The organism is Sodalis sp. RH20, from assembly GCF_047324205.1.
In the GTDB taxonomy this organism is placed as follows: domain Bacteria; phylum Pseudomonadota; class Gammaproteobacteria; order Enterobacterales; family Enterobacteriaceae; genus Acerihabitans.
Genome location: NZ_CP178733.1, coordinates 5,616,733 through 5,639,506 on the forward strand (window position 1 = coordinate 5,616,733; position 22,774 = coordinate 5,639,506).

The following is a 22,774-nucleotide window of genomic DNA, read 5'->3' on the forward strand; positions in this document are numbered from 1 at the left end:
TTTGTCCGCGGCGCAATAAAGCCGCGCCATCAAGCCCTGTGACAGCCGGGGGCCGGATAGGGTAGTATCATGGACTATTACCACCAAACCAAAGGGTATGGCTAGCTACCCAGACCATACCGCGGTGAGAGGAAACAACAATCAATGAGTGATTTGGCTCATGACGGCGCGGAAAGCCTGGCGCTGCATACATTTACCGAGAATGCCTACCTTAACTATTCCATGTACGTCATCATGGATCGCGCGCTGCCGTTTATCGGCGACGGCCTCAAGCCGGTACAGCGCCGTATTGTCTATGCCATGTCGGAGCTGGGGCTAAACGCCAACGCCAAATATAAAAAGTCGGCCCGTACCGTAGGCGATGTGCTGGGTAAATATCATCCCCACGGCGACAGCGCCTGCTATGAAGCCATGGTGCTGATGGCGCAGCCGTTTTCCTATCGTTATCCGCTGGTGGACGGCCAGGGCAACTGGGGGGCGCCGGACGATCCCAAGTCTTTCGCCGCCATGCGTTACACCGAGTCCCGGCTGTCCAAATACGCCGAGCTGCTGCTCGGCGAGCTCGGCCAGGGCACCGTGGATTACGCCCCTAATTTCGACGGCACGCTGCAGGAGCCGAAAACCCTGCCGGCGCGGCTGCCCAATATCCTGCTTAACGGCACCACCGGCATCGCCGTCGGCATGGCCACGGATATCCCGCCGCATAATGTCAGCGAGGTCGGCGCCGCGATTATCGCGCTGCTGGACAATCCGAAAACCACCCTTGAGCAGTTGCTGGACCATGTCAAGGGGCCTGATTATCCCACCGAGGCGGAAATCATTACCCCGCGCGAGGATATCCGCAAAATCTACCAAAGCGGACGCGGTTCGGTGCGCATGCGCGCCCTGTGGAAAATCGAGGACGGCGAGGCGGTGATTACCGCGCTGCCGCACCAGGTGTCCGGCGCCAAGGTGCTGGAACAAATCGCCGCCCAGATGCGGGCGAAGAAGCTGCCGATGGTGGAGGATCTGCGCGACGAGTCGGATCATGAAAATCCCACCCGTCTGGTGGTGGTGCCGCGTTCCAACCGGGTCGACCTGGAGGCGGTGATGCATCATCTGTTCGCCACCACCGATCTGGAGCGCAGCTACCGCATCAACATGAACATGATTGGTCTTGACGCCCGTCCGGCGGTCAAGAACCTGCTGGAAATCCTCACCGAATGGCTGGTGTATCGCCGCGACACGGTGCGCCGCCGCCTGAACTACCGGCTGGAAAAAGTGCTGCGCCGCCTGCATATCCTGCAGGGGCTGCTGGTGGCCTACCTTAACCTGGATGAGGTCATCCATATCATCCGCACCGAGGATGAGCCGAAACAGCAATTGATGCAGCGCTTTGCGCTCAGCGAGACCCAGGCCGACGCCATCCTGGAATTAAAGTTGCGCCATTTGGCTAAACTCGAAGAGATGAAAATCCGCGGTGAGCAGGCGGAGCTGGAAAAAGAGCGCGAAAAGCTGCAGGGCATCCTGGCCTCCGAGCGCAAGCTGAGCAATCTGCTGAAGAAAGAGATCGAGGCGGACATCGCCGCCTACGGCGATCCCCGCCGCTCGCCGCTGGTTGAGCGCGGCGAGGCCAGGGCGCTGAGCGAAAACGAATTGACGCCGTCGGAACCGGTGACCATCATCCTGTCCACCATGGGATGGGTGCGCAGCGCCAAGGGGCACGATATCGATCCCAGCGCGCTGAACTATAAATCCGGCGACAACTTCCTTTCCGCCGCCCGCGGCAAAAGCAACCAGCCGGTGGTGTTTATCGATTCCACGGGGCGCAGCTACGCGCTGGAGCCGTCCGTGCTGCCATCGGCCAGAGGGCAGGGAGAGCCGTTAACCGGCAAGCTGACGCTGCCGCCCGGCGCTACCGTCGAGCAGATGCTGACCGGCACCGACCAGCAGAAACTGCTGCTGGCCTCCGATGCCGGATACGGGTTCGTCTGCACCTTCGACGATCTGGTGGCCCGCAACCGCGCCGGCAAGGTGATGCTGACCCTGCCGGAAAACGCCCGGGTCATGCCGCCGCTCTGGGTGAATGATGAGATCGAGCAATTGCTGATGGTGATTACCGAGGCGGGACGGCTGCTGCTGTTCCCGGTAAGCGATCTCCCGCAGCTTACCAAGGGCAAAGGCAATAAAATTGTCTCGATTGCCGCGGCCGACGCGGCCGCCGGCAAAGATCGCCTGGTCTGGATGCTGCTGTTGTCCACCAAGGGATCGGCTACGCTATATGTCGGCAAACGCAAATTAACCCTGCGACCGGAGGACTTGCAAAAATATCGCGCCGAACGGGGACGGAAAGGAACGCTACTGCCCCGCGGCCTGCAGCGTATCGACCGCATTGAGATAGACGACCCGCTGGCCGCGGCCGATCCTGGCCAGGCCGCGCTGCCGGACCAGTAGCGGTCCGGCCGTTGGGCCCGCGCTTTTCCGCCGGGCCCCCGGCGGCGTTGAGGTCAGCCGGCCGCGGTTTGACTTAAATGTTATCAGCGCCGTACGGGGAATAACCGTGTATTTTGTCATGAAGCCGGTATACTAGCGGCGGCTGATGGTTAAGAGGTTAATATGCTAGCGATTATTCGTACCATTGTGGTGGTGCTGCTTTCTATTTGTATTTGCGTATTTGGCTTGATTTATTGTCTGTTCAGCCCGAGAAACCCACGTCATGTCGCCACTTTCGGCCGGATGTTCGGGCGAATGGCTCCCATCCTCGGCCTGAAGGTCGAACTGCGTTACCCCCAAACGCTGGTGACCCGGCAAAACTGCATCTATATCGCCAATCATCAAAATAATTATGACATGGTGACCGCCGCGAGCATGGTGCAGCCGCGCACGGTGACGGTGGGTAAAAAAAGCCTGCTGTGGATTCCCTTTTTCGGCCAGCTTTACTGGCTGACGGGCAATCTGCTTATCGATCGCGAAAACCGTTCGCGCGCCCACGGCACCATTGCTGAAATCGTTAAGCAGATAAAGAAAAAAAACATATCCATCTGGATGTTCCCGGAGGGCACCCGCAGCCGGGGCCGCGGGCTGCTGCCGTTTAAAATGGGCGCGTTCCACGCGGCCATCGCCGCCGGGGTGCCGGTGGTGCCGATTTGCGTCTCCAATACGTCCAACGGTAAGATCAGGCTGAACCGCTGGAACAACGGCCTGGTGATCGTGGAAATTCTGCCGCCGGTGGATATCACGCCTTATGGGCGCGATCAGGTGCGCGAACTGGCCGCGCACTGCCGCGATATCATGGCGGCCAAACTGGCGGAGCTGGATGCGGAAGTGGCCCAGCGCGAAGGGCGTCCGGCGCCGCAAAAGGCCGGGTAACGGCTATGTCATTCAACAGGCGTCAGTTTATCCAGGCATCGGGGATTGCGTTATGCGCCGGCGCGCTGCCGCTGAGGGCGCGGGCCGCCGGGCAACCGACCGCCTTGCCCATTCCGCCGTTGCTGGAATCGCGCCGGGGACAGCCGCTGTTCCTGACGCTGCAACGGGCGCACTGGGAGTTTATGCCCGGCAGGCGCGCCGCCACCTGGGGTATCAACGGCGGCTACCTTGGCCCGACGGTACGGGTATACAACGGCGACGACGTTAAGCTCATCTATAACAATCGTCTTAACGAACCGGTTTCCATGACGGTCAGCGGCCTGCAAGTGCCCGGCTCGCTGATGGGCGGCGCCCCGCGCATGATGTCGGCCAGCGTCGACTGGTCGCCGGTTATCCCCATCCGCCAGCCGGCCGGCACCTGCTGGTATCACGCCAACACCCCCAACCGCATGGCGCCGCATATCTATAACGGCCTGGCGGGGCTTTGGCTGGTGGAAGATGAAGTCAGTAAGTCCTCACCTCTGCCTAATCATTACGGCGTGGACGATTTCCCGGTCATCATCCAGGATAAGCGCCTGGATAACTTTGGCGCCCCAGTCTATAACCCGCCGGCCAACGGCGGTTTTTTCGGCGACACCCTGCTGGCCAATGGCGCCCAGAGTCCGTTCGTGGAGGTTTCCCGGGGCTGGGTGCGCCTGCGGCTGCTTAACGCCTCGAACGCCAGGCGCTACCAGCTGCAACTGAGCGACGGACGCACCATGCAGGTGGTGGCCGGCGATCAGGGGTTTTTACCGGCCCCGGTGCCGGTAAGCCAACTCTCGCTTGCCCCCGGCGAGCGGCGCGAAATCCTGATTGATATGTCGAAAGGCGAAGAAGTGGCGATCACCGCCGGCGCGGCGGCGGGCATTATGGATCGGGTGCGCGGTTTTTTTGAACCCTCGTCGATCCTGATCTCAACCATTGTGCTGACGCTCAAACCCACCGGCCTGCTGCCGCTGGTCACCGATAACCTGCCGATGCGGCTGCTGTCGGACCAGGTGATCGACGGCAATATCACCCGCACGCGGGAGTTTCATCTCGGGGGCAGCCAGCCTGAAATCAACGGCGCCATGTGGGATATGAACCGCACCGATTTCCGGGCGCTGCAAGGCAGCTTTGAGCGCTGGATCATCCACGCCGAGACGGCGCAGTCATTCCATATCCAGGGCGTGGCGTTTTTGATCAAGCGGGTCAATGGCAATTCGCCCTTGCCGGAAGACCGCGGCTGGAAGGATACGGTATGGGTCGACGGCGATGTGGAGCTGATGGTCTGGTTTCCGCAGGTGGCCGGCGACCATTTCCCGTTCCTGTATTATAGCCAGACGCTGGAAATGGCCGATCGCGGCTGCGCCGGCCAGTTTACCGTCAGTCCCGGCTAAATTGCCGGCCCGGCCATACGACTGCGGCGGCTCACGGCAATGTAAGCCACCCTCCGGATCCCGGCGGGACCCGGAGAGAATATGACCAGGCCAGTCATGCCACCGGCGCTTATCAGGGTTTCACAAACGTATCCGGATTTGGCCCCAGTCGTTTACCGCTGTCCAGTTGGGCAATGGCGTCCAACTCGTCCTGCTGCAGCTTGAAGTCCAGCACCGCGAAGTTCTCTTTGATACGCGACGGCGTTACCGATTTCGGTATCACCACCAGGCCGGAGTCGAGATGCCAGCGGATCACGATCTGCGCCGGGCTTTTACCGTATTTTTCCGCCAGCCTGCGGATAATTGCCTGGTCAAAAACGCCTTCCCCGCCCTGGGCCAACGGGCTCCAGGATTCAGTCAGGATATCGTGGGCGGCGTTCCATTGGCGCAGTTCGCGCTGTTGCAGCAACGGATGCAGTTCGATTTGGTTAATCACCGGCGTAACCCCGGTTTCATCCAGCAGGCGCTGCAAATGAGGAGCATGGAAATTACAAACGCCAATGCTTTTTGCCAGTCCCTCCTCCTTCAGCTTGACCATATCGCGCCAGGCCTGGACATAAGTATCCTGCGAGGGTACCGGCCAGTGCATCAGATACAGATCGACATAATCAAGCTGTAGCTTCTTCAGGCTTTCTTCCAGCGCCTTAGGCGCCACCGTCTGATCGGCGTTCCACAGCTTGGTGGTGATAAACAGCTGTTCACGGGGCAATGCGGCCGCCTGCAGCGCTTCGCCGACGCCGGTCTCGTTCTTGTAAATGGCCGCGGTGTCGATAGAGCGGTAACCGACTTTCAGCGCTTCCTGCACCGCCTTCAGGACTTCTTCGTTGCTGGCCTGCCAAACGCCCAGCCCGAGCTGTGGCATGGTACGTCCATCATGAAATTTTACTGTAGGTTGCGTCGACATCATTTCTCCTTACTTTCCATGCGCCGGTCCCGTTCAGGCCGGCAGGGATCTCTCGTTGCGAGATCAGTTATTCTAGTAGAAATTGCGGTGTTGCGTGGCGTGAGTACCCCTCCATTGTGATCATCCCACGGCTGGGACTCAATGCTTATTCCTGTCCGCTATTTGCCTGTTTCTCCAAAAGACTATAGAAAAGGAGTAAAAAAAGGCACTATACCTATAGGATCGTACAAACAAGAGAACCTTGCCATGACGCAAAATCAATCCCTCTGTACCCGTTTGTCGCTGCGCGCCATGCAATTGTTGCGGGAGAACAAGGCCGTGACCATTCCCCATGTGAAGCTGCTGCATGCCGACGCCTATTATGCCCGCACCCCGGTAATGTACGAGCCGGGCATCATTATCCTGTTCCAGGGCCGTAAAACCGGTTATCTCGGCGGCAAAACCTTTGTTTACGACGCCAGCCAATATCTGCTGCTGAGCGTGCCGCTGCCGTTCGAATGCGAGACGTTCGCCTCGCGGGAAGAGCCGCTGGTGGGATTGTTTATTGGCGTCGATACCCTGATGCTGCAGGATTTGATTATCGATATGGGGGACGATGCGCAGTTCAGGCCGGTTACCCCCCGGTCAAGCGGCATTAACGCCGCGCCGCTGACCGAAGAATTATTTTGTGCCGCCGAACGCCTGCTGGATATTATGGATAAGCCGTTGGACGCGCGGGTGCTGGGGCAGGCCGTGGTGCGCGAAATTCTGTATTACCTGCTGCAGGGCGAATGCGGCGACGCGCTGTACGCCCTGGCGAACCGGCAATCGCATTTTAACCAGATCGCCAAGATCCTGAAAAAAATTGAACGGCAGTTTGCCGATAACCTGACCATCGAGCAACTGGCGGCGGACGTCAATATGAGCCTGTCGGCGTTCCATCATAATTTCAAAGCGGTGACCAGCACTTCGCCTTTGCAATACCTGAAAACCTACCGGCTGCATAAGGCGCGCATCCTGATGCTGCATGACGGACTGAACGCCGGTACCGCGGCCATGCAGGTGGGGTATGAAAGCCCCTCGCAGTTCAGCCGGGAGTTTAAACGTTATTTCGGTATCTCGCCCCGGGAAGACGTGGCGCGCGTGCGCGTGCCGGGACATAACCCGGCGTTGCAGATATAACCCCCGCCGGGGGGAGAAAAAGGGGGCTAGGCGGCATCCTTGACCTTGCGTTTGCGCAGCAGCAGCACCAGCGTGCCTACCAGCCCGCTGCACAGCAATACCAGCGGCAGCACCATCAGGATCATCATCACCTGGTCTTCATGGTGTTTTACCAAGGGCACATGGCTGATGGCGAATCCCAGCGTCAGCAGCGTGCCGACCCATATCAGGGCGCTTAACCAGTTAAACAGCTGGAAACGGGTGCTGCTTAAGCCGGAAATTCCCGCCATGGTGGGCAACAGCGTGCGGATAAACGCCAGGAAACGGCCGACCAGCAGCGCCATCAGGCCATGGCGATTGAACATCGCGTAGGCGCGCTGATGGTAATGGGCGGGCAGGTGCAGCAGCCAGCCGCGGACAATACGGGTATCCCCGAGCCAGCGGCCCTGCAGATAACTGAACCAGCAGCCAAGGCTTGCCGCCACGGTAAGGATGATAAGGGTGGGTATAAACGCCATCACCCCCTTCGCCACCATGGCGCCCGATAGCAGCAACAGGCTATCGCCGGGTAAAAACGAGGCCGGCAGCAATCCGTTTTCCAGGAATAGGGTGGCGAACATCACACAGTAAACTATCCCGATTACCCGCGGATTTGCCAGGGCGGCGAAATCCTGTTGCCAAAGCGCGCGGATAATCTCATGTAATACGCTCATCTCTACCTGCTTATCTCATTTTATTGGCAGCTTAACGTTAACATCCCTGTCTGTCCTCGATCGCGTACGCAATCAGACAATATTTATTAACTATTTTAGACCTGATCCCGGGTATGCGCGATGAGACGCTTCCTCAATCCTGGCGAAACCGGCGGCGAGATCGGCGATAAGGTCATCGGTATTTTCCAGGCCGATATGTAGCCTGACCAGGGTGCCGGTAAAGTCGACTCCGCCGGCGGGGCGGATAGCCGCGATGTCCTCGGGCTGGTTGGCCAGGATCAGCGATTCAAAACCACCCCATGAATAAGCCATGCTGAAATGGATGAAGTGATCGAGATAATACTCCAGTTGCGCCTGGCTCAGACGCGCTTTCAGCACAAAAGAGAACAGTCCGCTCGCGCCGGTAAAATCACGGACAAAAAACGCATGGCCTTTACAGCTGGGCAACGCCGGATGGTTGACCACCGCCACTTCCGGCCGGCCGGCCAGCCAGGAGGCTACCCGCATGCCGTTCTCGGCGTGTTGCTTAAGACGCACGCCCAGGGTGCGCAGGCCGCGCGCGGCCATATACGCGCTATCGGCATCCACCATCTGGCCCATCAAATACGATTGTTCGCGCAACTGATCCCAGCAGCGGTCGTTGGCGACCGCCGTGCCGAGCATGGCGTCGGAGTGACCGATAATATATTTGGTGCCGGCCTGGATGGAAATATCCACGCCCAGTTCCAGGGCCGGCAACAAAATGCCCGCCGCCCAGGTATTATCCAGCATAATCACGATATCGGGGTTGATCGCGCGAACGGCTTTCACGATCGCCGGGATATCCTGTACTTCCATGGTGATGGACCCCGGCGATTCCAGGAATACCACCCGCGTGTTTTCCTGGATTAAGGCGGCGATCCCGGCGCCTATCAGCGGATCGAACCAGGTGGTGGCGACATTCAGCTTGCCCAGGATATGGCGGCAAAAATCCGTGGTCGGCTCATAGACTGAGCCGGTAACCAGGATATGGTCGCCCGCCGAGACGAACGAGAGAATGGCATTGGTCACTGCCGCCGCGCCGCAGGGGTATAGGGCGCATCCCGCCCCGCCTTCCAGTTCCACCATGGCCTGCTGCAGGGAAAAATGGGTCAGCGTTCCGCGCCGGCCATAGAACAGCTCGCCCTGGGCACGTCCGGCGGTGGCTTTTTTTTTCGCCTGGACCGAGTCAAAGACCAACGACGAGGCCCGCTGGATAACCGCATTGACCGACCCTTGGGTATATTTTTTATCCCTGCCGGCGGTAATCAACGCCGTCTCGATTTTCTTAGCCTTCATTATCCACGCTACGCCTTTAACTGATTGTCTGTACTGAAGGGTCCACCGGCGCAATGACGCCGGTGTTCGCTGTGCTACGTTAACATGAATACGCCGCGGCGGCAGGCGTTTTGGCCGGGCTGAAACGATTTATAATAATATTAATTTTGATTTAAAAAGAGGGATCCGGCATAAGCGCCGCCGCCGCCGTAACCCGCGCGTGCGGGAACTGAACGGTTCTTTAACCGAAGTGTTAATAACGTTATTTTCCATGGCGAGGTGTTATTAGGTTGATGAGCGCAGGATAAATTTTATCGCGGGTTGTCGGTGGCGCAAGAATGGTTGATACAAATAATAATGAGAACCACTATCAATTCCCGTTCTGTTTGCTATCATTCTGGCTGGATTATTTTTTAGCAAAGTTTTAGGTGGAGGCGCAGCGTGAAAATGGCTGTTTTACAACGGGTCCAGGTCCTGTCCCAAAGGGCGCAGCGACGTGCTTATTCATTATCCGCAGTGTTGCGTGGCATGTCCGTCGCGATGCTTATGGTATTTGGCCTGACAGGGCCGGCCGCCGCCGCCGCGCCGGATACCGCCCCCGCGCCGATGGGAACCGCCGCCGTCGCCGCGCCGCAAGACGAGGGCGTGCCGCAAATGCTGCCGCAGGCGATACCTGTCGACGCCTCCGGCCAGCGGTTGCTGCCGCAGATGGATCTGTCGGTATGGGGTATGTATCAGCATGCCGATGTGGTGGTCAAGACCGTGATGATTGGGCTGCTGATTGCCTCCATCATCACCTGGGCGTTGTTTTTTGGTAAAAGCGCCGAACTGTCGTCGGCGAAACGCCGGCTGCGCCGCGAGATGGCGTCGCTTGCGGAGGTGAAGAGCCTGGACGAGGCTTTTTCGGCCGCGGCGGCATTTAAAGAAGCCAGCGTCGCCGGCCGGCTGCTGGCCATGACGCAAAATGAGCTGGATCTCTCCGCCGAGTCTAACGACAGCAACGGCATTAAAGAGCGTGTCGCCTTCCGGCTGGAACGCAGCGTCGCGGCCACCAGCCGCGCGATGGGTAAAGGCAATGGTTTTCTGGCCACCATCGGCGCCATTTCGCCGTTTATCGGTTTATTCGGGACCGTTTGGGGCATCATGAACAGTTTTATCGGCATCGCCCATACCCAGACCACTAACCTGGCGGTAGTGGCGCCGGGCATTGCCGAGGCGCTGCTGGCCACGGCCATCGGTCTGTTCGCCGCTATCCCCGCCGTGGTTATCTATAATATTTTTGCGCGCACTATCGCCGGCTATAAAGCCATGGTGGGAGATTGCGCCGCGCAGGTTCTCCTGTTATTGGGCCGTGATTTGGATCTGGCCGCCAGCGCCGGGCGTCAAAGCGCGCATGCCGTGGCAAAGTTTCGGATAGGTTAAGCGATGGCAATGCACTTGAATGAAGACATTGACGGCGACGGGGAGATGCACGATATCAACGTGACGCCGTTTATCGATGTGATGTTGGTGTTGTTGATTATTTTTATGGTGGCCGCCCCGCTGGCAACGGTGGATATCCGGGTGGATTTGCCCAACTCCACCGCGGCCCCGCAGCCGCGTCCGGAAAAGCCGGTTTACCTGTCGGTAAAAGGGGATAAGCAGTTGTTCCTCGGTGATCAACCCGTCACACCGGCTAACCTGGCGACGTCGCTGGATACGCTGACCCAGGGCAATAAAGACACCACGATTTTTTTCCAGGCTGATAAAAGCGTTGATTACGAGACCTTGATGTCGGTAATGGATAACCTGCGCCAGGGAGGGTACTTCAAGGTGGGGTTGGTTGGGGCGGAATCCGGCGGCAAGCGCTAGGCTGCTGTGAATTCGGCGGCTTTGAGCCGGTGCTGGCGGGCCTGGCCCGCCATGGAACGGTTAGCTTAAGTGATTGCCGCCGGTGACGCCGTGGACTTCGGCCGTGACGTAGCTGGATTCCTGCGAAGCCAGATAGACATAGATGGGCGCCAGTTCGGCGGGTTGACCGGCACGGCCAAGCGGGGTCTGCGTGCCGAATGAAGGCAGCTTTTCGGTGGGCTGTCCGCCGGACACCTGCAATACGGTCCAAATGGGGCCGGGCGCCACGCAGTTAACCCTGATGCCTTTGGCGGCGACCTGTTTAGCCAGTCCGCGGGTAAAGTTCAGGATGGCGGCTTTGGTGGCCGCGTAATCCAGTAACGACGGACTGGGCTGGTAGGCCTGGATGGACGAGGTGGTAATGATGGACGCGCCGGCGGGCAGGTACGGCAACGCCGCCTTGGTCATCCAGAACAGTGAAAAGACATTGGTTTCAAACGTTTTGCGGAACTGTTCGGTCGTCAGATCGGCAATATCCTCCACCGCCGTTTGTTTCCCGGCCACCAGCGCCAGGATATCCAGCCCGCCCAGTTGGTTGTACGCATCTTCCACCACTTTGACATTTACCGACTCGTCGCTTAAATCACCGGGCAGCATAAATACTTTGCGTCCCGCTTCCTTAATCAGTTCCGCTACCTGTTCGGCGTCTTTATGTTCATCGGGATGATATGCCAGGGCGATATCCGCCCCTTCCCGGGCATAGGCGATGGCCACGGCGCGTCCGATGCCGGAATCAGCGCCGGTAACCAAGGCCTTGCGTCCGGCCAGGCGGCCGCTGCCGCGATAGGTTTGCTCACCGCAATCAGGAACCGGGGTCATGTCGGATTGTAGTCCGGGCGCGTCCTGGCGTTGTTCAGGAAAGTCCTCCCGGGTATATTGGGTCACGGGATTACGCATGGTATATTGATCAAAATCAGCCATCTTTCTCTCCTTTTAAATAATAAGCATACCTATTTAAACTTAAGCCTAGTTGATTTTCCGGATTTGTCGAATATAAAAATTTCGAGCGATTATTTTAATCTCAATTATAAATAATCATAAAAATGCCAACAGGTGCATTAATATTTGTTTAAAATTAATGGATATGTTCCAATTGGCTAAATCACCATGCTAAAATTAATAAAATTACCAGGGTTTTTATTTAAAAAAATAAGAGAGTAATAATGATCAAGGTCTAGAAAAAATAACCCTTGGCATCAGGCGGATTGTCGCTGTTAACACTCCTGCTGCCCGGGTCCACGCGGCTGCGGAAGCTGCGGATAAAATGTAAATTGTGCTCGCGCCAGCGTGTGACGCATATACGGCGCTGCCCCAAATATTCGCCCGCGGGACTCAGGCATGCCGGCACGGCGTCGCAATGGTTTGTGTTGCCGTTCGCGCTGTAGAACGAATACGCGCCCGCCGGCGTGCAGGGGCCTTCATCGTTTATCGCGGCGGATCCCGCGATGGTATCAGCGCCCGCCGGCGCGCACCACTCGTCTTCCTCTTCTGATACCAGCGTAAGGTTACCTTCCGCGTCTTCATGGATAATGCAAAAATCACCTTTCAGCAGCGCAATGATGCTCATGCCGTGGCGCTTCACCGCCAGGCTGATGATCTCTTCGCTGATCGGATCGGCGCCGGAGGGGTAATAATTGAATAATAAGTAATTTAGCAGCGGCAGGTTGTCGATATGGCCGATAATATGCCATGATTCATCTCCCTGATTATACGTCTTATAGGGTGTTCCGTCACCGATAAATAATTGGCCTTGCCTTAACCGATGTATTTTGCCGTGCGGACGTGATGTGATGGTTAAGATATTATTTCCTTGATTAAGGATGACACAAAAACGATTGCTCATACACCCTCTTGTAACTATTAATTATGCTAATTACTGTTATAAAAAATAACCGGTTGCAAAGACATTACACGTTATCGATACGGGTAAAAAGCTAGTATTAAGTACAGTTATTGCCTGTACTTTAGTACAGGTTGTTAGGGCTTTTCTTAACTGATACCATAAATTAACTTTGTATTAAGTTAAATCAAAGAGCATTAATATATAATCATAAAAGGGTGGACTATGTTTAATTTAATTAGTGTTAAGTACCAGGATATTATCAATGATAAACTCGATGAATTATATCTGCTGCGTAAAAAAACCTTCAAGGATCGCCTGGACTGGCAGGTCACCTGCGTCGGCGACCGGGAATTTGACGGCTATGATAATGAACACACCCATTATTTATTAGGATGCTATGGCGGTGAAATCGTCTGCAGCGTGCGTTTCATAACCATGGACCAGCCGAATATGATTACGGGCCCTTTTAAGGATTTTTTTAATTATCAGGCGCCTGAAGACGGTGCCTTGATTGAGTCCAGCCGCTTTTTTGTTGATAAAGGGCGGGTAAAGGACCTTGCCGAGACAAAGCTGCCGTTTTGCCATTTGCTGTTCCTGGGGATGGTGAATTATGCCCGAATGCTTGGTAAGCAGGCAATAATGACGGTATGCAGTAAATCAATGTATACCATTCTTAAGCGGAGCGGCTGGAATATAGCGATCGAGAGTACCGGATTATCGGAAAAAAAAGAGCCGGTATATTTGCTGCGTCTCGGAATCGGTGAAGACAGCCAGGACGCGTTGATCAAATATATACGCCGTCATTATTATTGTGAGGGAAGTTATCTGAAAAAATGGCCTATTTATCTTTGAGCGCTTAGGTGCATCATGGGTCATGCCACGGTTTATTTTAAGTGTTTTATTGTCAATGTCGTTTCAATTAAATAAGATGATAATAGGTAACGGTCGGGATGGGTCTGTAACCATGGCATGACAATGTCCACCGCCATTATTCATAACGATTTCCCGATGATGACGGCGCCAGTCATTGCCCGCTGCCTTGACGCCGCCGCAATTATTCATGGGTATTCAACAGTTGCAGGTCAGATGCCTTTTTAATGGCGTGTTTGGCATTCACTACGCCAAGTTTTACAATGACATTACTGATATGGAATTTAACGGTACTCTCCGTTATGCCCATGATGATGGCAATCTCGCCATAGGTTTTCCCGAGGCTTGCCCAGCGAAGGACTTCGGTTTCCCGGGTGGTTAACGTTCTTTCATCTCTCTCAGGCAGCGCATGATAGGGATGTATGAGCATAAATTGCTCATGGACGGAGAGCAGCAGCAGCTGGATATTTCTTTTATGCTCCTCGATGCGCTGTTTGAGAAGCGCGCATTCTTCCTCCGCGTACAGGGTTAAGGTTGCCAGATTATTTTCATGATCGTGCAGTGGGAAAGTATAACCGCTGAGGATATTATATTCTTTCGCGGCCGAGAAAATTTTACTATAGGCGCTACTATTGAATAATGGCGTTTTGTCATCCCACACGAAGGGCATGATGCTTTTTCGCGCCAATAAGACAACGGGATCGTATTTATATAATGTCATATTGATATATTTCTCTATCCATTTTTCCGGATAGTTGGAGTAGATAACCGGCGGCTTCGGGTATCTTTTGTTAATCACGGCGTAGGCAAACCGGGTTTGCGCCGGAAAGCGAAATTCACGAAAAATAGTATCGCTAATGTTTTTAATGATAAGATTGTGTTCATTTTTCCTGATTGAATTTGCAGTAAGAAGCATATGAATCTCATCATTTTAGCTGAGTTTAGTTAATGATCTGGGATATATTTAATACATTGAAATGCAGGTTTTTATTATATAATATTATTTTAATCGATAGTAAATCAGTTAACAGATTCGGTCAATGAGAAAATGCGTCCCGCTAAAAAAATCATTATATATATAAGCATAAAGCTAATTATTTTAATTTATATTATTAATCGTGTAAGATACTTTCTGTCTGCGCCTTGTGCCCGGCGTTGTCCGCTTGCCGGCCAGCCTGGCCGTCCGTATAATCCCTGGCAAGCTGCTCCTGTGATATCGCCTCCCTGCCCGAAGCATTAGGAGTGAAATAATTAACTGGGTGTATACTCAAACCAGTTACCACAGTTTCGCAGAGGCGAATACGCGGGATTGCATCTCCCCCGGGGATGTGCCGAGGAGTAGGGAACGCACAATGCCTATCAGCCTGAAAAGCAGGATCATAGCAAAAATCGCCAACAAGTATCGCATGCTCTTTTGGGTAATCATTCCCTTGTGCTTTTTTATTTTTTCCGTTTCTCTCATTAGTTTTTTTGCTTACCAGACGTTGAAATCCCGCGCCGATCATGAGATAGGCAGTACGCTGGCCTTTGTCGACACGCTATTAAACGACGCCGACGCAACGGCCGATGAAGCCATCATGTTATTGAACCGACCTTGCGCGGAGATCGTCGATCGATTACGCATGATCAACATGCGCCATTCGCTGGTGCGCACCGTTATCCTGGATCATCAAGGCCTGGTGTATTGCTCCCCGGTGCCGGCGCCGCCCAATATGAAGCCGCGCAAATACGCAGCGGAAATGCGCGATCTGACGCCGGAAATCGAGCTGCGCGCCGGCACGCTCCTGTTTCCCGGCATTGCCGTCATCGTGTTGCGCAAGCATCGCGGCAATGACGGCGTCAGCGTGGTCATTGATACGCAATATATGCATTATATGATGGATGCGGTGGGATCCAATAACCGGATTTTCCTGAGCATAAAGAATCAATCCCTGTCGCCTGATGGGCGGCTGATCCCATCTGACAAGCTGCAAACCGGGTTTATCGCCGTCAACCGGGTTTCGCGGGTTTTTCCTTTTGCGTTGAGCATCGCCATTACCCAACGTCAGTTTTTTGACTATATGGTCGATACGTATGCCGTCATAATCCTGTTTTCAGTGGTGGTTTGCCTGGTCATGTCGCTGCTTATCCGCAACTGGCTGGCGGCTACCACGTCCATTCGCACCAATATGGCCCTGGCGCTGAAGCGTAATGAGTTTGAACCCTATTTCCAGCCGGTGATGAATGTGGCCAACGATCGTTGCGCCGGCGTGGAGATCCTCACGCGCTGGCGGCATCCCACGGACGGATTTGTTTCTCCCGAGGTATTTATCCCGCTGGCCGAAGAGTCGGGCCTCATCATTCCCTTAACGCGTCAGCTTATGCAGCAGGTAGCTACGGTGATTGCCGATAGCGCGGTGCATTGGCGGGAGAGGCTGCATGTCGCCATCAATATCTCGGCTAACCATCTTGCCGACCGGCAGATTGTGGAAGATTGCCGGACTTTTTTGCAGACGGTGCAGGATAAAAATATCCGGCTGGTACTGGAGCTGACGGAACGGCAATTTATCGACGTCAACGATACGACGCTGGCCGTGCTGGCCGAGCTGCAACAACTCGGGGTGGCGATTGCCATCGACGACTTCGGCACGGGATATTCCGGCCTGTCCTATCTGAGCAAGATGAATATCGATTTCCTGAAGATCGATCAATCCTTCGTGGCGATGATTGAAGAGGAGACCACTTCCCGGATTATCGTGGACGTGGTTATCGATCTGGCGGTGAAGCTGGATATGAAGCTGATTGCCGAAGGGGTGGAAAACGCGCGGCAAAAGGCGTATTTGCTGGATAAACAGGTGTTCTTTCAGCAAGGCTACTTTTTCTCCAGGCCGATGGCGCTGACGCAATTTTCCCTGTATATGCGCGAGGAACACGCGCGCCATGCCGCCACAGCTATAGCACCATAATCCGGCTTGCTGGTTTTTTATAATCGTTTTGTGAGCTTAATCCCAAACAAAAATAGTGCCTTATTTATCCATATATACAGCCAATATGTATATGGATAATTTTTCCGTATCCTTCCATATTTCAATCGTTTTCTTCGCATAAGTCTCTATTTTTTTAATATAACGCTTTGAAAAAGCGTTTTAATTTTAACGCTGTTCTCCATGGCCTTTTTGTAAATTTTAACTCTAGCTACTCCTACCTTTATTGCTTCATGAGGATAAATAAAATGAAAACAAATACCCTGCACAACTGGTTAACCGCAGGTTGCCTGGGCCTGATGCTGAGCGCGTCCAGCGCCTTTGCCGCGCAGTCCGAAATCGTCAATATCTCCAAAATCGCCGGCATGCCCTGGTTTAACCGTATGGGCGAAGGCGTCACCCAGGCCGGTAAGGACCTTTCCGTCAATGCCTATCAGGTCGGACCGTCCAGTACCGATGCTCCCCAACAGGTAAAAATCATTGAAGACCTGATTGCCAAAAAAGTCAGCGCCATAACCATCGTGCCCAATGATGCCGATGTGCTGGAGCCGGTATTTAAAAAAGCGCGCGCGGCGGGCATCGTGGTATTAACCAATGAATCGCCGGGTCAGCCCAGCGCCAATTGGGATGTCGAAATCATCGACAACCAGCAGTTTGCCGCCGACAACGTGGAGGAGGTCGCCAAGGCCAACGGCGGTAAAGGGGGATATGTCATCTATGTGGGCAGCCTGACGGTGCCCCAGCATAATCTCTGGGCCGATTTGTTTGTGAAATACCAGAAAGAGCATTATCCCGATATGCATGAAGTGACCAGCCGCATGCCGGTGTCGGAAAGCATCGATGACTCCCGCCGTACCACCCTTGATCTGATGAAGGCCCATCCCGATCTGAATACCATCGTGGCGTTTGGATCGCAGGGACCCATCGGCGCGGGACGCGCGGTTAAGGAGAAACGCGCCAAAAATAAAGTCCATGTCTACGGCATGATGATTCCGTCCCAGGCGGCGTCGCTGATTAAAAGCGGCGATATCACCGAAGGCATTACCTACGATCCGGCTACCGCCGGGTATGCCCTGACGGCGGTGGCGGCCAGCCTGCTGAAAGGCGAAAATATCGGCCCGGGCTATGAAGTAAAAGGCCTGGGCAAAGCGGAAGTGGATGCCGACAAGAAAGTGATTAAGTTCCATAAGGTGCTGCGGGTTACCAAGGACAACATCGACAGCCTGTATTAATTGTTCGCCGCTGTTTACATCCTGCGAGGCTCTGGCCGGGGAAGGGCGACTGCCCCGGCCGGTCACCCGGACGCGTTACTATGAGGTTGCAATGAAGCCGTTAATTGCGATGGAACATGTCAGCAAAACGTTTTATGGGGTGAAGGCGCTCAATGATATTGCACTGACGTTACTGCCGGGCGAGGTGCATTGCCTGGCCGGGCAGAATGGCTGCGGCAAGTCTACGCTGATTAAGATTATTTCCGGCGTTTATCAACCGGATGCCGGGGCGAAAATCACCCTCGACGATCGCGAGTTCTCCCATTTGACGCCGGGGGAATCCGTTAAACGCGGCATCCAGGTGATCTACCAGGATCTGTCCTTGTTTCCCAACCTGAGCGTGGCGGAAAATATCGCCATCAATCTTTATCATCACCATCTCTGGGTGAATAAACGCCATCTTTACCAGCTGGCGCAGCGCACCCTGGACGATATCGGCATCCAGCTTAACCTGGACGCGCCCCTTGAAACGCTGTCGATAGCGCAGCGGCAACTGGTGGCGATTTGCCGGGCGCTGGCGCAGGATGCCCGGCTGATTATCATGGACGAGCCTACCGCCTCACTTACCATGACGGAAGTCAAAGGCCTGCTGCGGCTGGTGCATCAGCTGAAGGCGCGGGGGATCTGCGTGGTGTTTGTGAGCCATAGGCTGGATGAGGTTATGGAGGTATCCGACCGCATTACCGTGTTGCAGGACGGTGAGTACATCGGCACCTTCCCCGCCGCCGAAATGGGCAGTAAACAGCTGGCGTTCCTGATGACCGGGCTGGCGTTCGATTATCGAGTACTGACCCCTTATGCGGGCGGCAAGCCGGTGGTGCTGGAGGTGGAGAGGTTAAGCCGCCGCGGGCAATACCACGATATTTCGCTGCAGGTGCGCCAAGGTGAAATCGTCGCCATCACCGGGCTGTTGGGCGCAGGGCGCACGGAACTTTGCCTGAGCCTGTTCGGCCTGAACCGCCCGGACAGCGGCAGCATTAAAATCGACGGGCGGCCGGTCGCGTTCAACAGCAATCGCGATGCGATTGCCGCAGGCGTAGGGTATGTGTCAGAAGACCGCCTGGGCACCGGGCTGGTCATGGAGCAGTCCATTGAGGACAATATCATCTCAACGGTACTGGCGCAGGTGAAAGACCGCTGGCACCTTATCGATAAGCAAAAAGCGCAGGCCCTGGTCGATGAGATGATCGGCCGGCTGACCATCAAGTCGGATAATACCTCGCTGCCGGTCAATACCCTTTCCGGCGGCAATGCCCAGCGGGTGGCGATCGCAAAATGGCTGGCAACCCGTCCGCGTCTGCTCATCCTGGATTCGCCCACGGTCGGCGTCGATATTGCCAATAAGGCGGGGATTTACCAGATTATTAACGCGCTGGCCGCCCAGGGCATCGCGGTTTTGATGATTTGTGATGAAATTGAAGAGGCGTATTTTAACAGCCATCGGATTCTGGTGATGAAAGCGGGCACCCTGGTGGCTGAATTCCTTACGTCCCAAACCACCGAAGCGGCGCTGGCGGAGGTGGTCAATGGTTAACAAAGCCGCATTGCACCGGCATGAAGTATTGCTGATCGCGACCATCCTGATCATGGGGATCGTGTTCAGCCTGAACAGTAGCGATTTCCTCACCTTCGGCAATCTTTACGATCTTATCAACAATTACGCCATGCTGCTGATCCTGGCCTGCGGGCTGTTTATCGTCCTGATCTCGGGCGGCATCGATATTTCTTTTCCCGCGATGACCATCATCGCGCAATACATCATGGTCACCGCGCTGCTGAGATACGGTGGTAATTTCCTGGTGGCGTTCCTCATCGCCGGCGGCGTCGGTACCGTGCTGGGCCTGATCAACGCTGTACTGGTCAACCGGTTGAAAGTGCCTTCCATTATTGTCACTATTTCTACGCTGAATATATTTTATGGCTTACTGCTCTATTTTTCCAAAGGCGTGTGGCTGTACAAATATCCCGACTGGTTCGAAGGCGGCCTGACATTATTTACTTTTACCGCCGCCGACGGCTATGACTATGGCCTGAACCTGCCCATTATGACCCTGCTGGCGGTATTGATCATCACCGGCCTGTTGATGAAACGCAGCAGTATCGGGCGTAAAATCTATGCCATGGGCGGTAATCGCGAGGCGGCTTCCCGGCTGGGCTTCGGTATTTTCAAGCTACAGCTGTTTGTCTATGGTTTCATGGGGCTGTTGTCGGGCGTGGCCGGGGTGGTGCAATCCTATACCGTGATGACGGTGGCGCCGGACTCGCTGCTGGGATATGAACTGACCGTGCTGGCGGCGGTGGTGCTGGGTGGAACCAGTATCATCGGCGGGCGCGGCACGCTGCTGGGAACGGTGTTGGGCGTGGTACTGCTGGCCATGCTGCAGAACGGCTTGAATTTAATCGGTGTGTCTTCCTATTGGCAGATGGTGATTACCGGCCTGGTCATTGTGGTCAGTATCAGCTCCACCGCCTGGAGTCAGCGCAGTAAATCGGAGATCCTGTCATGAGCGGCGCCAAAGTAAAAGATCATGTGGAGCTGTACCTGATGGTGCTGCTGGTGGTGGTGGTGGTGACCTTCAGCGTGCAGATTCCGGGCGTATTTTGGTCGGCGTCGAATTTCCAGTCCATCGGATCACAATTGCCGGTATTAGGCGTGCTGGCGTTCGCCATGGCGGTGACCATGCTGACCGGCGGCATCAACCTGTCGATTATCGCCACCACCAACTGCTGCGCCCTGGTCATGGCCTGGGTTGCCACCCATTTTGCCCCGTCGATAGGCAGCGCCCTGCTGATGCTGCTGGCCGGTATCGCTATGGCCGGTCTCATCGGCCTGCTGAACGGGGTCCTGATCGCCGTCATCCGCGTCTCTCCCATATTGGCCACCCTGGGCATGATGACCCTGCTGAAGGGGGTGACCATCCTGATATCCAAGGGGACGGCCATCTCCAATTTTCCCGCCTATGTGCTGTGGCTGAACAACCATAACTGGCTGGGCATCCCGGTACCCTTGTACCTCTTTGCCCTGGTGGCGCTTATCATGTGGATCGTGCTGGAACGGTCGCCGCTGGGCCGCCGTATTTATCTTATCGGCTCCAATCAGCGGGCGGCCCATTATGCCGGCATTAATACGCCGCGCACGCTGATGGCGGTTTATGTCATCTCCTCGCTGTTGTGCGTGGTCGCGGCGCTGCTGATGATGTCCAAGCTGAATTCCGCCAAGGCCGCCTACGGCGAGTCCTACCTGCTGACGAGTATCCTGGCGGCGGTACTGGGGGGGATTAATCCCGATGGCGGTTTCGGCAAGATTGTCGGTATGGTGCTGGCGCTGATCCTGCTGCAGATGCTGGAAAGCGGCCTGAATATCATGGGAATAAGCAGTTATATCACGATGGCGCTATGGGGCGGCCTGTTATTGGCGTTTCTCTTCCTGAAGGGCATACGGCTACCTTTTCCCAGCCGTTAACCGGGACGATTAAAACGCCGCGCGGCGGACGAACCGTGCGGCGTTCCCGGCAACTTGCGTTCCCGTCCGTTGCCCAGAAAAATGTTATGCATGTTATCCTCCCCGCCGGTGAAAGAATCTTTTCATATAAATGCAAATAAAATAGTTATTTATTGATTTTAATCACTGCCCACAGGAACGCAGGATTTTATCGGTCAAAATAACCATTTTTATGAGTATATAAATGTAAATATAATAAATAATTAGCCAAGCAATTGATTGCTGTTTCTTTAACTGATTGAGTAACATAGAGATGTTATTATACAATGGCTGGCTATTAGTAGAAACGTTAAGATTGACTGGCAGTTAACATAATATGTCTTTAAAAAAGGCTCAATTGGAGTATTTTATATTTTCCTGCTGTTTATCACTCAATAATAAAAAACGAGCCTGATAATAAATTATTTACCTTGCTCAACGATAATAATTACCGGTATTATCAATTTATGAGTTCCTAATATCATTAGCATTTGTATTATTATCAATTAAAATAACTATCTTGATATTTTAATGAAAATATTTGTCGGTGAACAGCGATGATCGCCACTTTCATTGCGCGTTCGAAATTTGTAATTAAAACGACGAAATTATTAGTTACCTAAGGAGAAAATATGATGGAAATTGAGCGACACGCTATAGAATTTGCGGGGGACAAACTGGCCATACGGATACATCGTGCAGGCGGTAGCACCACATCGCCGCTGCCGGCGGTATTGATGTGCCACGGATTCTTTTGCATCCAGGACATCTTATTATCGGGCTTTGTTAAGCATTTTACCGCGGCCGGCTACTGCGTTGTTACCTTTGATTACCGTGGCTTCGGCGACAGTGAAGGCGACGCCGGCAGGATAGTGCCGGAACGGCAGATTGAAGACATCATGGCGGTATTGGACTGGTGCCAAGCCCAACCCGGGATAGATGCCCGGCGTATCGCCCTGTGGGGCACGTCGCTTGGCGGCTGTCACGTTATCGAGGTGGCCGCCCGCCGCCCGGAAATAAAATGCGTCCTCAGCCAACTGGCTTTCGCCGACGGCGAGCAATTGGTGACCGGCGATATGGGGGGAGAGGAAAAGGCCCGCTTTATGGATACCCTGAAAAGGATGGCGAGTAAGCAGCAGCAGAGCGGCAGTGAACTGTTGGTGCCCATTATCAAGGTCATGACCGATGAGGAGTCGCGCGTGTTCTTTGAAAAGAAAAAAAAGGAATTCCCGGTCCTGGGGAATAAAGTCCCTTATCTGGCGGTATGGGAAACCATTCTTTATCATCCGGCGCAAGCTGCGGCGCGGGTGACTCAGCCGACGTTTATGGTGTTTGCTGAAAATGATAAAGTCATCGCGCTGGAATACGGCCTGGCTTTATACCAGGCCATTAGCGCGGATAAACGCTGTCATATCCAGCCCAAGGCGCGTCATTACCAGGTTTTTGCCGGCGAGCATCTTAATCGCGTCGCAGGACAGCAACTGGACTGGCTACGTAAACACATGTGAAGGGCGCAGACATGGGCCGCAGCGGCATTGCCCGGCCCGGTTGTGTTCGGGGCTATGCCATAAGCGCCGGTATCCATGCTATCGGTGCGG

General features: G+C 54.7%; 19 protein-coding genes. 13 read left to right on the plus strand and 6 right to left on the minus strand.

Annotated elements, in window-relative coordinates; all coding sequences use genetic code 11:
• Positions 1-144: 144 nt before the first annotated feature.
• The 3 genes from parC (at position 145) to ftsP (ending at position 4,766) form a co-directional block, all read left to right on the plus strand.
• Positions 145-2,433 (plus strand): DNA topoisomerase IV subunit A, encoded by a 2,289-nt coding sequence (gene parC, locus ACL2XM_RS25680; protein WP_410013450.1) that lies wholly within the window; start codon positions 145-147, stop codon positions 2,431-2,433.
• 162 nt (positions 2,434-2,595) lie between these two features.
• Entirely contained in the window at positions 2,596-3,348 is a 753-nt protein-coding gene (locus ACL2XM_RS25685; RefSeq protein ID WP_410013451.1) for a 1-acylglycerol-3-phosphate O-acyltransferase, read from the plus strand.
• A 5-nt stretch (positions 3,349-3,353) separates the two neighbouring features.
• Entirely contained in the window at positions 3,354-4,766 is a 1,413-nt protein-coding gene (gene ftsP / locus ACL2XM_RS25690; protein ID WP_410013452.1) for a cell division protein FtsP, read from the plus strand.
• A 112-nt stretch (positions 4,767-4,878) separates the two neighbouring features.
• Here the strand turns inward: ftsP and dkgA are convergent, their stop codons facing one another.
• The gene (dkgA, locus tag ACL2XM_RS25695) at positions 4,879-5,709 is read right to left on the minus strand and encodes a 2,5-didehydrogluconate reductase DkgA (RefSeq protein ID WP_413733269.1); all 831 of its coding nucleotides are present in this window, start codon (positions 5,707-5,709) and stop codon (positions 4,879-4,881) included.
• A gap of 291 nt (positions 5,710-6,000) precedes the next feature.
• On the opposite strand from dkgA, the gene ACL2XM_RS25700 reads away from it, so the two are divergent.
• Positions 6,001-6,870 (plus strand): AraC family transcriptional regulator N-terminal domain-containing protein, encoded by an 870-nt coding sequence (locus tag ACL2XM_RS25700; RefSeq protein ID WP_410016727.1) that lies wholly within the window; start codon positions 6,001-6,003, stop codon positions 6,868-6,870.
• 26 nt (positions 6,871-6,896) lie between these two features.
• Here the strand turns inward: ACL2XM_RS25700 and ACL2XM_RS25705 are convergent, their stop codons facing one another.
• Both ACL2XM_RS25705 and metC read right to left on the minus strand, forming a co-directional pair.
• A complete protein-coding gene (locus tag ACL2XM_RS25705; RefSeq protein WP_410013453.1) occupies positions 6,897-7,562 on the minus strand; it encodes a DedA family protein in 666 nt (221 codons plus the stop codon).
• Positions 7,563-7,652: 90 nt separating this feature from the next.
• Positions 7,653-8,879 carry a cystathionine beta-lyase gene (gene metC, locus ACL2XM_RS25710; RefSeq protein ID WP_410013454.1) on the minus strand — a complete coding sequence of 409 codons (1,227 nt, stop codon included), beginning with the start codon at positions 8,877-8,879 and terminating at the stop codon, positions 7,653-7,655.
• Positions 8,880-9,305: 426 nt separating this feature from the next.
• Between metC and exbB the strand changes: the two genes are divergently transcribed.
• Both exbB and exbD read left to right on the plus strand, forming a co-directional pair.
• Entirely contained in the window at positions 9,306-10,280 is a 975-nt protein-coding gene (exbB, locus tag ACL2XM_RS25715) for a tol-pal system-associated acyl-CoA thioesterase (RefSeq protein WP_413731905.1), read from the plus strand.
• A 3-nt stretch (positions 10,281-10,283) separates the two neighbouring features.
• Entirely contained in the window at positions 10,284-10,709 is a 426-nt protein-coding gene (exbD, locus tag ACL2XM_RS25720; protein ID WP_410013456.1) for a TonB system transport protein ExbD, read from the plus strand.
• 60 nt (positions 10,710-10,769) lie between these two features.
• Here exbD and ACL2XM_RS25725 read toward each other — a convergent pair whose 3' ends face one another.
• Together ACL2XM_RS25725 and ACL2XM_RS25730 are read right to left on the minus strand one after the other, a co-directional pair.
• A complete protein-coding gene (locus ACL2XM_RS25725; protein ID WP_410013457.1) occupies positions 10,770-11,669 on the minus strand; it encodes an SDR family oxidoreductase in 900 nt (299 codons plus the stop codon).
• 253 nt (positions 11,670-11,922) lie between these two features.
• Entirely contained in the window at positions 11,923-12,591 is a 669-nt protein-coding gene (locus ACL2XM_RS25730; RefSeq protein WP_413721482.1) for a carbapenam-3-carboxylate synthase domain-containing protein, read from the minus strand.
• Positions 12,592-12,813: 222 nt separating this feature from the next.
• Here ACL2XM_RS25730 and ACL2XM_RS25735 point away from each other — a divergent pair, with 222 nt between their 5' ends.
• Complete coding sequence (locus ACL2XM_RS25735; RefSeq protein ID WP_410013459.1) at positions 12,814-13,443, plus strand: acyl-homoserine-lactone synthase; 630 nt, start codon at positions 12,814-12,816, stop codon at positions 13,441-13,443.
• 202 nt (positions 13,444-13,645) lie between these two features.
• Here the strand turns inward: ACL2XM_RS25735 and ACL2XM_RS25740 are convergent, their stop codons facing one another.
• Complete coding sequence (locus tag ACL2XM_RS25740; protein WP_410013460.1) at positions 13,646-14,377, minus strand: helix-turn-helix transcriptional regulator; 732 nt, start codon at positions 14,375-14,377, stop codon at positions 13,646-13,648.
• 436 nt (positions 14,378-14,813) lie between these two features.
• Between ACL2XM_RS25740 and ACL2XM_RS25745 the strand changes: the two genes are divergently transcribed.
• From ACL2XM_RS25745 to ACL2XM_RS25770, 6 genes are all read left to right on the plus strand, one after another.
• Entirely contained in the window at positions 14,814-16,406 is a 1,593-nt protein-coding gene (locus ACL2XM_RS25745; protein WP_410013461.1) for an EAL domain-containing protein, read from the plus strand.
• A 317-nt stretch (positions 16,407-16,723) separates the two neighbouring features.
• The gene (locus ACL2XM_RS25750; RefSeq protein ID WP_410016728.1) at positions 16,724-17,656 is read left to right on the plus strand and encodes an autoinducer 2 ABC transporter substrate-binding protein; all 933 of its coding nucleotides are present in this window, start codon (positions 16,724-16,726) and stop codon (positions 17,654-17,656) included.
• 91 nt (positions 17,657-17,747) lie between these two features.
• A complete protein-coding gene (locus ACL2XM_RS25755) occupies positions 17,748-19,229 on the plus strand; it encodes a sugar ABC transporter ATP-binding protein (protein WP_410013462.1) in 1,482 nt (493 codons plus the stop codon).
• The gene (locus tag ACL2XM_RS25760) at positions 19,222-20,202 is read left to right on the plus strand and encodes an ABC transporter permease (protein ID WP_410013463.1); all 981 of its coding nucleotides are present in this window, start codon (positions 19,222-19,224) and stop codon (positions 20,200-20,202) included. Before ACL2XM_RS25755 ends, ACL2XM_RS25760 begins: the two co-directional genes overlap by 8 nt.
• Positions 20,199-21,158 (plus strand): ABC transporter permease, encoded by a 960-nt coding sequence (locus ACL2XM_RS25765; protein WP_410013464.1) that lies wholly within the window; start codon positions 20,199-20,201, stop codon positions 21,156-21,158. The genes ACL2XM_RS25760 and ACL2XM_RS25765 overlap by 4 nt, the downstream gene beginning before the upstream one ends.
• A gap of 650 nt (positions 21,159-21,808) precedes the next feature.
• Positions 21,809-22,684 (plus strand): alpha/beta hydrolase, encoded by an 876-nt coding sequence (locus ACL2XM_RS25770; RefSeq protein ID WP_413721481.1) that lies wholly within the window; start codon positions 21,809-21,811, stop codon positions 22,682-22,684.
• The last annotated feature ends 90 nt before the right edge of the window (positions 22,685-22,774 follow it).